This is a genomic window from Microbacterium jejuense (assembly GCF_019511665.1).
GTDB classification, from domain to species: domain Bacteria; phylum Actinomycetota; class Actinomycetes; order Actinomycetales; family Microbacteriaceae; genus Microbacterium; species Microbacterium jejuense_A.
On sequence record NZ_JAEUAW010000001.1, the window covers coordinates 133229 to 145785 of the forward strand.

The 12557-nt window shown below is 70.0% G+C and carries 14 protein-coding genes and 1 tRNA gene; 11 read left to right on the plus strand and 4 right to left on the minus strand.

Annotation, left to right across the window (positions count from 1 at the left end; all coding sequences use genetic code 11):
• Positions 1-41: 41 nt before the first annotated feature.
• The gene (locus JNB62_RS00525; protein WP_220298925.1) at positions 42-986 is read left to right on the plus strand and encodes an aldose 1-epimerase family protein; all 945 of its coding nucleotides are present in this window, start codon (positions 42-44) and stop codon (positions 984-986) included.
• Between the two features lie 81 nt (positions 987-1067).
• Here JNB62_RS00525 and JNB62_RS00530 read toward each other — a convergent pair whose 3' ends face one another.
• Positions 1068-1268 carry a hypothetical protein gene (locus JNB62_RS00530; RefSeq protein WP_220298926.1) on the minus strand — a complete coding sequence of 67 codons (201 nt, stop codon included), beginning with the start codon at positions 1266-1268 and terminating at the stop codon, positions 1068-1070.
• Positions 1269-1354: 86 nt separating this feature from the next.
• On the minus strand, positions 1355-2203 hold the full coding sequence (locus tag JNB62_RS00535) for an SDR family NAD(P)-dependent oxidoreductase (RefSeq protein WP_220298927.1): 849 nt from the start codon (positions 2201-2203) through the stop codon (positions 1355-1357).
• Positions 2204-2305: 102 nt separating this feature from the next.
• On the opposite strand from JNB62_RS00535, the gene JNB62_RS00540 reads away from it, so the two are divergent.
• From JNB62_RS00540 to JNB62_RS00550, 3 genes are all read left to right on the plus strand, one after another.
• Complete coding sequence (locus JNB62_RS00540) at positions 2306-2938, plus strand: asparagine synthase (RefSeq protein ID WP_220298928.1); 633 nt, start codon at positions 2306-2308, stop codon at positions 2936-2938.
• Positions 2939-2970: 32 nt separating this feature from the next.
• Positions 2971-3360: an MmcQ/YjbR family DNA-binding protein gene (locus JNB62_RS00545; protein ID WP_308291689.1), complete on the plus strand. Its 390-nt coding sequence runs from the start codon at positions 2971-2973 to the stop codon at positions 3358-3360.
• A 113-nt stretch (positions 3361-3473) separates the two neighbouring features.
• Positions 3474-3546: transfer RNA gene (locus JNB62_RS00550), tRNA-Arg, on the plus strand.
• Between the two features lie 161 nt (positions 3547-3707).
• Here JNB62_RS00550 and JNB62_RS00555 read toward each other — a convergent pair.
• Positions 3708-4379 (minus strand): VOC family protein, encoded by a 672-nt coding sequence (locus JNB62_RS00555; protein WP_220298929.1) that lies wholly within the window; start codon positions 4377-4379, stop codon positions 3708-3710.
• Between the two features lie 57 nt (positions 4380-4436).
• Complete coding sequence (locus JNB62_RS00560; protein WP_308291690.1) at positions 4437-5225, minus strand: phosphotransferase family protein; 789 nt, start codon at positions 5223-5225, stop codon at positions 4437-4439.
• A 167-nt stretch (positions 5226-5392) separates the two neighbouring features.
• On the opposite strand from JNB62_RS00560, the gene JNB62_RS00565 reads away from it, so the two are divergent.
• The 7 genes from JNB62_RS00565 to JNB62_RS00595 all read left to right on the plus strand — a co-directional run bounded on the left by JNB62_RS00565 (position 5393) and on the right by JNB62_RS00595 (position 12548).
• Entirely contained in the window at positions 5393-6241 is an 849-nt protein-coding gene (locus tag JNB62_RS00565) for a metallophosphoesterase family protein (protein ID WP_220298930.1), read from the plus strand.
• A gap of 24 nt (positions 6242-6265) precedes the next feature.
• The gene (locus JNB62_RS00570) at positions 6266-7201 is read left to right on the plus strand and encodes a MurR/RpiR family transcriptional regulator (protein WP_220298931.1); all 936 of its coding nucleotides are present in this window, start codon (positions 6266-6268) and stop codon (positions 7199-7201) included.
• Between the two features lie 107 nt (positions 7202-7308).
• Positions 7309-8505, plus strand: a complete 1197-nt coding sequence (locus tag JNB62_RS00575; protein ID WP_220298932.1) for an ABC transporter ATP-binding protein — start codon at positions 7309-7311, stop codon at positions 8503-8505.
• A gap of 40 nt (positions 8506-8545) precedes the next feature.
• A complete protein-coding gene (locus tag JNB62_RS00580; protein WP_220298933.1) occupies positions 8546-9898 on the plus strand; it encodes an ABC transporter substrate-binding protein in 1353 nt (450 codons plus the stop codon).
• Complete coding sequence (locus tag JNB62_RS00585; protein ID WP_220298934.1) at positions 9895-10653, plus strand: tyrosine-protein phosphatase; 759 nt, start codon at positions 9895-9897, stop codon at positions 10651-10653. The genes JNB62_RS00580 and JNB62_RS00585 overlap by 4 nt, the downstream gene beginning before the upstream one ends.
• Positions 10654-10677: 24 nt before the next feature.
• Entirely contained in the window at positions 10678-11583 is a 906-nt protein-coding gene (locus JNB62_RS00590; protein ID WP_220298935.1) for a phosphodiesterase, read from the plus strand.
• Positions 11584-11597: 14 nt separating this feature from the next.
• Complete coding sequence (locus tag JNB62_RS00595) at positions 11598-12548, plus strand: carbohydrate ABC transporter permease (protein WP_220298936.1); 951 nt, start codon at positions 11598-11600, stop codon at positions 12546-12548.
• Positions 12549-12557: the final 9 nt, after the last annotated feature.

Sequence of the window (12557 nt, forward strand, 5' to 3'; positions counted from 1 at the left end):
ACTCTGGTCAGCGGCATCCCCTCACCTGCAAGGAGCCCTGTATGGCACGTCCCCCCGCATCCGGAACCCAGCACGCCCTGCGCGCCGGCGACTACGAAGCCGTCGTGGCGAGCGTCGGCGCGACGCTCCGCTCGCTCACGTACCGCGGTCGCGACCTCGTGGTACCGTTCGAGGCCGACGAGGTGCGCCCCGCCCACCGCGGCGCGACACTCGCGCCCTGGCCCAACCGCGTCGTCGACGGGCGGTACTCGTTCGGCGGGCAGGACTTCCAGCTGCCGCTCACCGAGCCCGCGCGCTCGCACGCGCTGCACGGCCTGGCCACGTGGCTGGACTTCGAGGCGATCGACAAGGGGCCCGACCACGTCACGCTGGCCGCCGTCATCCAGCCGTCCACGTTCTACCCGTGGCGACTGGTCGTGACGACGACGTTCGCGCTCGGCCCCGACGGCCTGACCCAGTCGGTCACGGCGACCAACGAGAGCGACGCACCCGCGCCGTGGGGCACCGGTCCGCACCCGTACCTCGTCGCGGGCGAGGGGCACGTCGACGGCTGGACGCTGGAACTGCCCGCCGCCGAGGTGCTCTCGGTCACCCCCGACCGCCTGAATCCGGTCGCCCTCGGCCCGGTCGACGCCGACGACCCGCAGCGCTTCGACTTCCGCGAGGCCCGCACGATCGGCGCCGCCGAGATCGACCACGCGTACACCGGCCTCATCCGCGACGCCGAGGGCTTCGCCACGGTGCGGCTGACGGATGCCACGGGCTCCGGTGTCGAGATGACGTGGGATGCCGCGTGCCCGTGGGTGCAGGTCCACACCGCCGACAAGCCCGAGCCCGCGCAGAGCCGGCTGGGACTCGCGGTCGAGCCGATGACGTGCGCGCCCGACGCGTTCAACGCGGCCTCGTACGACTACGACGCCGGTCTCATCGTGCTGGAGCCCGAGGCATCCACCACCGCCTCGTGGCGCATCGCGGCCATCGCCTGAGCCCGCGGCACGCTCCGCAGAGCCCCGCATGACGAAGGCGGAGCCGGCCCCCCGGTCGGCTCCGCCTTCGTCGTCTGCGGATCAGTGGTCGTCGCGCAGGTCTTCCTTGATGTCGTTGCGGGTCTTGACCGAGTCGCGCTCGGCCTCAGCCTTCTTGACGTCGGCATCCGCCTTCATCTCGTCGACCTTGTCGCCGATCCGATCGGTGGTGTCCTCCCACGCGTCCTTCAGCTTCTCGCCGACGGCTTCCGCGGTTTCTTTGGCGTCGTCCATGAATCCCATCGGTCGCTCCTCTCGTGGGGTGGTCCATTCACCGTACGGCGAGACGCCGGTGGGACGACGGGGGTTGCATCGCGCCCGCGCGCTTGCTAGTGCACGGGCGTGCGCGTATCGATCGCGTCGCGCAGCGGGCGGCGCATCGGGACCCAGTAGTGCGTCGGCGTGATGCGGGTGAGCACGTCGACCAGTCGCGCCTCGCGCCCGATCAGGATGCGGGGCCGGCGCCGGATCGTCGCCTCGACGATGTGCGCCGCGGCGTCCTCGGGCTCCGTGTGGTACATCGCCGCCTGGGCCTCGGCGGCCCGCTGGGCCACCGCGGGGTCGATCGCCGCCGCGTACCGCCCGCGCAGGATGATGCCGGTCTTGACGCCTGCGGGGTACACGGCGCCGACCGACACGGTGGTGCGCTCGAGCTCGTGCCGCAGCGCCTCGGTGAAGCCGCGCACGGCGAACTTGCTCATGGCGTACGGGATGCGCCCGGCCGGCGCGGCCAGGCCGTAGATCGACACCAGATGCGTGATGTGCGCGGCCGGCTCGCGCTGCAGCGCCGGCAGCAGCGCCTGCGTGATGTTGACCGTGCCCCACAGGTTCACGTCCATGAGCCAGCGCATCTCGGCCATCGTGAGCTGCCCGATGTCGCCGAGCATCGACGATCCGGCGCACGTGATGAGGGCCTGGACGTGCGGATGGGATGCCTCCACCTCCGCGGCCGCGGCGGCCACCGCCGCGTCGTCGGCGAGGTCGACCGCGTGCGTCGTGTGGCCGCTGCCCGCCAGGCTCGCCGCGACGTCGGCGAGGCCTTCGGCGTTGCGGTCCACGAGCGCGACGTGCGCGCCGCGTACCGCGAGCTGACGCGCGACGTCGGCCCCCATGCCCGCCGCCGCACCGGTGATGACGGTGGTGCGCCCGCGCACAGCCAGGGCTCGCCGTCTCGTCATGTGAAGCCTCCTGCTCCGGATCGTCCCCGTCGACGATCGCGCCTACGATTCTCGCTGACTCGGAAGCCGCCCGCGGACGCTAGCCTCTTTACGGGAGGTGTGATGGGCAAGACCGCAGAGGCGATCGCCGAGGGGGTGTCCATCGCGTCCGCCGCCGCGCGCCTGTCGATCCGCAACCGCATCCTCGTCGACACCATCGCGAACGACGAGCCCTTCGAGGTCTCGCGGTTCGTGCCGTTCGCGCACGAGACCCTGATCGCGCTGGCCGACGAGCAGGCCGCTGCTGCCGAGCTGGTCAAGCGCCAGCGCAAGAAGGCGTGGGGCAAGTTCACCGACCCCGACGGCACCCACGACTACCGCGATCGCGACACCCGCAATCTGCGCAAGCGGGGCAAGCAGTACGCCGGCGTCGCGCAGGCGCTGCGCCGCATGGCCGACGATCCGCACGTCGTCCGCACGCTCATCGAGCAGTCGCGCGACGCGGCGTGGGGCGACGTCGAGGCCAACCTGCAGCGCCGGCTGCAGGTCGAGGGCATGCGCGCCGACCTGGACCCCGACTACGAGCGCATGCGCGCGGCCCGCATGCAGTCGATCCGTCTCGTCGACCTGCCGCGCCTGGCCGCCCACAAACGTCGGGCCGAAGAGTCCGAGGCGTCCGAGTCTGGTGACCCGGCACCGGTCGTCACGCCGTCGCCGCGCGTCTCGGGCATCGACGTCAGCGAGCTCGACGGCTGACGGTCGCCCGCGGTTGGCGTACCCTCGCCCTCGTGGACGAGGCTCCGACGCATGCGATGTGGTTCCCGCCCGACCACCCGCTCCCGGTGCGGGTGCGCTCCCTGTGCCTGCCGTACCCCGAGGCGGTCGAGGCGATCTCGCACGGCCGCTGCACCTTCCGCGCGGGCAAGCGGCAGTTCGCGATCGTCGGCGTCGGCCCCGACCCCGCCGTGCTGTTCCTCCCCGACGACTTGGAGCGTCCCGCACTGCTCGAGCGCGACGACGTCTTCATCCCGCCGTACGAGGGAGCCTCCGGTTGGCTCGCCCTCCGTGTGGACGTGGATGCCGGCGACTGGACCCTCCTCGCCGAGCTCATCGACACCTCGTACCGGCGTGTGGCGCTCCAGCGGCAGCTGCGCGCGCTGGACGCCGCCGGGCTCTGACGCGGGCGCCGAGACCGCCGGACACGCCCGGGATTCCGGCATCCCGTCTCGATTCGCGCCGAACCGGGGCGTGAGGTATTCTTGACGACGTTGTGCGCGAGAGCGAACGACATGCGCCCGTAGCTCAATGGATAGAGCATCTGACTACGGATCAGAAGGTTAGGGGTTCGAGTCCCTTCGGGCGCGCACTGTGTTGAGACAGTAAGCATTGAAAGCCCGCGGAATCCCGCGGGCTTTCGTGTTTTCTGGGGCGGTCTTGAGCTGCCAACTTGTAAGAACCATCTGCCAGGGGCCGCGGTGGCGGAAGTCGTGTCAGTGCATCGTCCGCCTCTTGCTTGAGACGTCCGTCAGTCGTACGTGTCGGTCCAGGCGGCGATGTCGACGCCGTGGTTGTCGGGTGACGCGAGCGACCACCACATCGGCGCGTGCGAATCGTCGGCGAGCCGGCCGCCAGCGGCGAGTGCGGCATCCACCCGCTCCTGCGCCTGATCGGCCGGCACGAAGACATCGAAGTGCGTCCGGCCTCGCGACGGAACATCGCCGGCGATCGGGTTGAAGGCGAGCGGCGGGCCGCTGCGCAGCGGGTCGACCGCATCGGTGTCGCCGAGTTCTTCGTACCCCAACGCGGCGAGAAAGAAGGGGCGCACGTCGGCGCCCGAGTGCTGGGCGACATAGACGCCCACCGACTGGACGCGCGAGGGATCCGCCACCATGTTGAGGTCGCGCGCGGCGCGCGAGACGATGACGGCGAACTCCGCGGCGCGCGCAGGGATGCCGACGGGATCGCGGGGCGGGACGCGTACGATCACGCCCTCCGGGCGCACGTCGATGTCGGGACGGATGCCGCAGCGTTCGGCCGCGGCGACGACGGGAGCCACGAGCGCCGCTGCCTCGGTGAGCGAATCGGCGGCGAAGACCGCCTGGGGCCCGGTTGCCGTCACCCGCCAGTCCGACACACCCGGCGCACGATGGAACTCAGCCGGGCTGATCCCTGCCTGCTCGCTCGTCGAATCTTCCATGAGGAAGTCCCTTCTTCCGTGCGCGAAGCCCAGCGTACTCGGCAGGGCGCGCGCAGTTCAGGAGTCCCGCATGCGGGATCTGAGCACGTCGAACTCGCAACCCGGCGCGTCGGGATCGAACCCGTGCTCGATGAGCCAACGGGATGCGACCAGGCTGCGTAGCGACCACCACGCGCGGATGACGCTCCGGTCGGCATCGTCGCCGTACCCGGCGAGCAGGTCATCGAGGCGTTCCTCGTGTCCCAGGGTGAGGGTCGCAAGGTCGAACATGGGATCGCCGGGGCCCGCTTCGGACCAGTCGATGACGCCGGTGACCTCGTCGCCTTCGACGAACACGTGAGTGATCTGCAGATCTCCGTGGATGAACCGCGGTTTCCATGGCCGGAGTGCTGCCTGGGCGATCTCGCGGTTCCGGCGGATCGTCTCGGCGGGCAGCACGGCGTTGTCGAGCAGCCAGGAGCACTCCGTCTCCAGCTCCGCGACCACGTCGTGCAGGCTTCGTCCCGGCCAGGGTGGAAGCGGCGCGTCGTGCAGCTTCCGGATGGCGGCACCCGCTGCTGCCCACGCCGCCTTCGACGCCGTGGACGGTTCGCCGAGGACGCCGAGCGCCTCGCCGGGCACGGCGGTGATCGCGAGCACCGGCGGCCTGTGCCAGAGCACGGCTGGGGTGGGGATCGGCGCCACGGAGATCGCCTTCATCTCGACCTCGGCGTGCGCCGGGTTGTTGTCGACCTTCAGGAAGACGTCGCCGACGCGCAGGGTCGCCCGTTGGGAGTGGGCGACGATCACTTCGACATCTTCCATACGACCATCCTGGCGGGACCGACACAGGTGTGAGCGGGTCACCTGCCGTCGCAGAGGATGCGAAGGAAGCCAGTTTCCTGGCATCGCCGGATCGTGTACGCGCAATTCACCGGACGTTCTCGGAGCCGTCGCTCGTGCCGCCTACCGTGGCGGCATCGTCCGTCCGCCGACGAGCGGTTGCGGCATCCTGTCTACGCATTGGAGCACCCATGAAGATCGTCCAGATCTCGGACACCCACATCAGCCACCTCGGCGGCTCGCCGACCGACAACGCGGTGCGGGTCGTGGAGTTCGTCAACGCGCTGCAGCCGGACTTCGTGGTTCACAGCGGCGACGTCACCATCCTCGACCCCGACGAGGATCGAGACCGCGTGGCGGCACGTGAGGTGCTCGCCGGCATCGCGGCGCCCCTGCGCGTGCTGCCGGGCAATCACGACGTGGGCGAGCCGGGAGAGGAGCCGTTCGGTGACCGTCCCGTCACGAGCGAGCGCGTCGCCGCCTTCCGCGCCCACTTCGGCGAGGATCGCTTCGTCGAAGAGGTCGGCGACTGGGTCGTGATCGGCGTGAACAGCGAACTGTTCGACTCCGGACTGCCCGAGGAGGACGAGCAGTGGGAATGGATCGACGCCCTCCCGGCGCTGGTCGGCCCGCGCCCCGCACTCTTCTTCACGCACAAGCCCGTGTGGGCGCTCAGGCCGGAGCTGCAGGACCCGCGCCTCTCGGTGGGGCCGCAGTCGCTGCCCCGGCTGGAGTCCGCGCTGGCTGCTCTCGACGTGCGCGCGTACGGCAGCGGGCACCTGCACCACTACGCCCTCACCTTCCGCGACGGGGTCCCGGTCGTATCGGCCCCGTCGACCGCCTTCGTGCACCGCGGCGCCGTCAGTGCCGACATCGTCGGACCCGGCCTCATCCAGCTCGGCGTCGTGGAGTACGTCATCGACGAGAGTGGAGCGCTCCCGTTCTTCCGCGCGCCGCACGACCTCGTCGAGCCGGAGTTCCTGCAGGTCGAGCAGGCGCGCCTCGCGCTGGACGCGATGGGTGTCGTGCTCCCCGCGTGATCGCGGCGTGGTAGACCCGACAGCATGTATTCGCACGTCGCCGAACCGCCCGTCGGCGGGACCATCGACCACATCCTCTCTGTGCTGCCTTCGCTCGTGCCGAGCGCGCAGCGCGTCGCCCGCATCTGCGCGGAGCGACCGCAGGAGGTCGTCGACATGTCGGGTGCCGATCTCGCCGAGGCTGCGGGCACGTCGGCCGCAACCGTCAGCCGCACCAGCCAGGCGCTGGGCTTCCGCGGATTCCAGCACATGCGGATGCTGCTCATCCGTGATCTCGGCGCCGCCGCGCAGGACGAAGAGGCCAGACCTCAGGGAACCGAGGGATGGCTTCACACGCTCGCCGACGGTGCGGCCGGGCTCATCCGCAGCTCGCTGGCCTCCGTCGATGCCGAGATCTTCGACGCGGCTGCGGACGCCATCGCCGGTGCGCGGCGGGTCCTCGTCGTCGGCACCGGCGGGTCGCATCCGGCGGCGCAGGCCGTCGCCGTCAACTTCATCATGAACGGGCGCTCGTGCGAGGCGCCGATCGACGGCGTCGTGCAGCAGCTGACGGCGAGCGTGCTCGGCGAGGGCGATGTGTGTCTGGTCGTGAGCTCGAGCGGCGCGAACTCCGTCACGCTGGCGTCGGCGGCCGCAGCAGCCGACGCAGGGGCCACGGTCATCGGCGTCACGGGGTTCGCCCGCGCGCCCATTGCCGAGTACGCGGACCTGCTCCTGGTCGGAGGGGCCCGGTTCCAATCGTGGGACAGGGGGACGCTGGGCAGCGGCCTCGTGCAGCTCTTGCTCCTCACGGCTCTCCAGATCGCCGTGGCCGAGCGCATGACCGACGTCGCGGAGCATGCGCAGGCCGCCGTGCGCGACGAGGTGCTGGGCATCGTCGCCGAAGAGACTGCGGACGGGCCGGTCGAGTCCGGTGACGATCCGGACGCGGCCTCGGATGTTCGCGGTGAAACCGTCTGACGTTGGCGCCGAGTTCGCCCGCAATTCACTTTCCCGGCTTTGAATCGCCAGGCAAGCGAATTTCACGGGAAGGTCCCGCCAGGTAAGTCGCTTGCAGAAAGCGACTCATGGGCACGATCCAGCTCTCGGGCATCGGGCGCACCTTCAAGAGCACCGCTGCCGTCCGTGACATCTACCTGACGATCGAGGACGGCGAGTTCGTCGTCCTGCTCGGACCATCGGGCTGCGGCAAGACCACGCTGCTGCGGATGATCGCCGGTCTGCTCGAGCCGACGACCGGCCGCATCCTGCTCGACGGCGTCGACATCACCGAGCTTCCGTCGAAGAAGCGCGACCTCGCGATGGTGTTCCAGAGCTATGCGCTCTACCCGCACCTCAGCGTGCGCAAGAACCTCGCCTTCCCGCTCAAGGTGCAGCACCTGGGCAAGGACGAGATCGAGCGTCGTGTGCAGGACGTCGCCGACTCGCTGGAGATCGGCCACCTGCTGGACCGCAAGCCCAAGGAGCTCTCGGGCGGCCAGCGGCAGCGCGTGGCCGTCGGGCGCGCGCTCGTGCGCAACCCCAAGGCCTTCCTCATGGATGAGCCGCTCTCGAACCTCGACGCGAAGCTGCGCACGCAGACGCGCCACGAGCTGACCGCACTGCACCGCCGCCTCGGCGCCACCTTCGTCTACGTCACGCACGACCAAGTCGAGGCCATGACGATGGCCACGAAGATCGTCGTGCTGAACGCCGGCGCCATCGAGCAGTTCGGCAGCCCCGAGGAGGTGTACGACTGCCCTGAGTCGGTGTTCGTCGCCGGCTTCCTCGGCAGCCCGGCGATGAACCTCCTCGAGGCGCAGGTCATCGGGCGCGAGGGGATCGTGTCGCTGTCGGGCACGGGACTGGCAGGTGACCTCTGGCCCGGTGACACCGACGACCTCGACGTCGTCGTGGGCATCCGTCCCGAGCACCTCGAGATCGCCGCACTGTCGGACGAGCACGACGGAATCCTGCTCGACGGCACCGTCGAGATCGTCGAGAACCTGGGCGGCGAGCAGATCCTCACCTTCAGCACCGGCCGCTCGCGCATCCACATGCGCACCTCCCGCGACGTGCGCGTCTCGGTCGGCGAACAGCTCACCCTGCGCGCCGCCGCGGAGCACGTGCACCTCTTCGACCGCGCCTCCGGCCGCCGCCTCGAATGGGTCGCCGAGACCGCCGCCGATGCGGTGGGCGCCGCCCGCGAGAGCGCCGAGCCGACGGCCGAACCGGCCGCCGCGGCATCCCTCACCAGCCGCTCCGAGCCGCTTCTCACCGCCTGACCATTCCGTCCCCGCCCACCCGAAACAGGAGAACCACGACATGAACACCCGAACCCGCCGTGCGGGTCTTGCGGCGGTCGCCGCTCTCGGCATCGCCGCCCTCAGCGGCTGCGCCGGAGCTGCAGCGACCGGCGCGGCCCCCGCCGCCGGACTGGCCCCGCTCGACGACGACCAGAAGGTCGAGATCACCTTCGAGTCCTACAACCTCAGCAACGCGGGCATCTGGTCCGACACGATCAACACGCTGCTCGACGAGTTCATGACCGAGCACCCCAACATCACGGTCGTCGGCCAGCCCAGCGACTCGGCGAGCGGCACCGCGGCGAGCGTGCAGAAGCAGGTGCTCGCGGGCGACCCGCCCGACGTCGCCCAGCTGACGTTCAACGAGCTCGACTTCGCCGCCACCACCCTCGGCGCACAGAACCTCACCGCCCTCGTCGGCCAGGACGGCCTCGACGAGGAGTTCGGCGGTGAGTACCCGTACCACGAACGCGCCCGCACGCTGGCGGACTGGGACGGCCAGACCTACGGCCTGCCCTACGTCTTCTCGACTCCGATCCTGTGGATCGACGAGGCGAAGTTCGAAGCGGCCGGTCTCGACCCGGCGACGGTCGACCTCTCGAGCTGGGATGCCGTCGCCGCCGCCGCCGAGCAGATCACGGCCTCGACCGGCGCACCCTCGATGAGCGTCACGTGCGTCGTCACCGGCGGCAGCTGGTGCATGCAGGGCCTGTTCCGCTCCAACGACGCCCAGGTGCTGAGCGACGACCGCACGACGATCGAGTTCGGCTCCGACCAGGCGATCGACACCGTGCAGGTGTTCCGCGACATGTACGACGACGGCATCCTCACCAACGAGGACTCCACCTCGCAGTACGAGGCGTTCGCGCAGGGCAAGACGGCGATCCACGTCAACACGTCGGCGCTGCAGGGTGCCTTCATGCAGGGCGCTCAGGCGGGTGGATGGACGCTCGACGCCCGCCCTCTGCCGGCCTTCGGCGACCAGCCCGTGGTGCCGACGAACTCGGGTTCGTTCCTCGCGATGTTCGCGAGCGACCCCGCCAAGCAGGCGGCCGCCTGGGAGCTCATGCAGTGGATGACGAGCCCGCGCGCGTACGAGCTCATCTCCACCGAGATCGGCTACCTGCCGCTGCGCACGTCGCTCACCGAGGAGGGTGGCCCGCTGTACGACTGGGTCGAGCAGAACCCGCTCGTCAAGCCGAACCTCGCGCAGCTGGACGACCTCGAGCCATGGGTGTCGTACCCCGGCGACAGCTATGCCCAGGTCGATCAGGTGCTCGCGACCGCCATCGAGGAGTCGATCTTCTACGGTGCCGACGCGCAGGACGCGATGACGGATGCCGCAGACCGTGCCCAGGAGCTGATCAAATGACCGCCGACGACACACTGACCGAAGCGGTGCGCCGGCACGATGTGCCCGGCGTGTACAACCTGCGCGACACCGGCGGCTATCGGGCCGCGACGGGAACGAGCCGGTGGGGCAAGCTCTTCCGCTCCGACGCCCTGCACCGGATCGATGACGTCGGGCGTGCCCGGCTCGCCGGACTGGGCATCGCACATGTCGTGGATCTGCGCGGCACGGACGAGCGTGAGACGGCGCCGAGCCTGCTCGAAGGGCTGGATGCGCGTGTGCACCACCTGCCGGTCTTCGACGACGCCGCGCCGGCCGTGCAGGCGGGCACCCCCGTCGGCCTGGCGCCCATCTACGACCACATGGTCGACGAGCGCGGCGAGCACCTGGCAGCCGCCATCAGGGTGATCGCCGAGGCGGGTGACGACGAAGCGGTGCTGGTGCATTGCACCGCGGGCAAGGACCGGACCGGCCTGGTGGTCGCGTTCGCGCTGCGCGCGGCGGGAGTCGACCGCGACGAGGTGGTGGCCGACTACGCCCAGACCTCCGACAACCTGCGCGGCGAATGGGCCGACGCGATGCTGCAGGCCTTCACGGAACGCGGGCACGACCTCACGCCCGAGATCGTCGAGCTGGTGACTGCGAGCCCCGCGCCGATCATGGCGGCTCTGCTGGAGCGCATCGAACAGCAGCACGGCTCGATGGCCGCCTACCTGCGCACGCGGGGCTTGACCGACGCCGAGCTCGAGCGCCTCACCGCAGCACTCATCGACTGACCCCCACCCCGAACGGAGAGACCCATGACCGGAATCCAGCCGCAGCACCCCGCGGCCGAGCACTTCATCCTGCACGTGTCCGACACGCACTTCGTCGGCGACGGCGACCTGCTGCACGAGCGCATCGACTCCGACAAGAACCTCGCCGAACTGTTCGACGGCTTCGCGAAGTCGAACGCGCGCCCCGAGGCGATCGTGTTCACCGGCGACCTCGCCGACACCGGTCGTGCCGACGCGTACGAGCGGCTCAGGGCGCTCGTCGAGCCGGCCGCCGAGAAGCTCGGCGCCCAGGTCATCTGGGTGATGGGCAACCACGACGAGCGCGTCGCGTTCCGGCGCGGTCTGCTCGACGAAGAGGGCGAGCAGTCCGAGCCCGTCGATCGCGTCTTCGACGTCAACGGCCTGCGCATCATCGCCCTCGACTCCACCGTGCCGGGCCAGCACTACGGCGAGATCTCGGACGAGCAGCTGGACTGGCTGCGCCACGAGCTCGAGGTGCCCGCGCCCGACGGCACCCTGATCGCCCTTCACCACCCGCCTGTCCCGAGCCCGCTCGGGCTCCTCGCGCTGGTCGAGCTCAAGGACCAGGACCGCTTCGCCGAGGTCATCGCCGGAACCGACGTGCGCGGCATCCTGGGCGGACACCTCCACTACTCGACCCACAGCACGTTCGCCGGCGTGCCGGTCTCGGTGGCATCGGCCACCTGCTACACGCAGGATCTGAACGTGGTGTACCCGGGCGCGCGGGGTCAGGACGGCGCGCAGTCGTACAACCTGGTGCACATCTACGGCGATCGCGTGCTGCATTCGGTCGTGCCGATCGGGCAGTTCCCGACCGTGTACGAGATGACGCCCGAGATGCTGGAGTCGTTCATGAAGCTCAGCGCCGACGAGCAGCTCGCCGCCGTCAACGCGTCGGTCCAGGAGTAGGAAGCGCTCGCCGCATGTTCGTCACCGTCGCCGCCCCCTCGGGGGCCGTCGCCGGCACTGCGGATCCGACGCCTCGCCGGCGTCGGATCCGCCCCGCCCGGCTCGTGCCCTACCTGTACGTCCTGCCCGGGGTCGCGCTCCTGCTGATCTGGACGTACAGCCCCCTGGTCCAGACGTTCTTCCTGTCGTTCTACGACTGGAACCTCCTGCCGACGAGCCCGAAGACGTTCGTCGGCCTCGACAACTACGTCGACGTCGTGCAGCTGCCCGAGCTGCACACCGCGATCGTCAACACCGTCATCTACGTCTCGGCGTTCCTGGTCTTCTCCCTCGTGCTGCCGATCGTGATCGCGATGCTGGCACGTCAGGTGCGCGGCCGCATGCGCACCTTCTATCAGGCGCTGATCTTCGTCCCGTTCCTCGTCACGCCGGTCGCGACCAGCGCCGTGTGGCGCTGGCTCTTCGCCGAGCAGGGGGCCATCGCGACGGTCCTCGCGGGCATGGGCGTCGACATGCCCAACGTGTTCCGGGATGCCGACCTCGCCATCTGGGCCGTCATCGTCATCGTCGGCTGGCAGATGCTCGGCTTCGGCGTGCTCGTGGTCGCCGCCGGGTTCGCCGGCATCAGCCCCGAGTACGGACAGGCCGCGTCGCTCGACGGCGCCGGAACCGGCACCATCACGCGCCGCATCACCCTGCCCCTGCTGTCGCCGACGATCGTGTTCCTCGCGCTCATGACCATCCTCCTGGCGGCGCAGTGGACCTACCCGATCATCGACCTGCTCACGCAGGGCGGGCCCACCAACTCCACGACCAACATCTACTACCTGCTGTACCAGTTCGGGTTCCAGAACTTCGACACCGGGATCTCTTCGGCGGCAGGGGTCATCTTCTTCCTCGGCTTCGGCGTCATCGCGCTCGTGTTCCTCGAGCTGCAGGACCGCCTGAGCTTCTACGACAACTGAGAGATCATC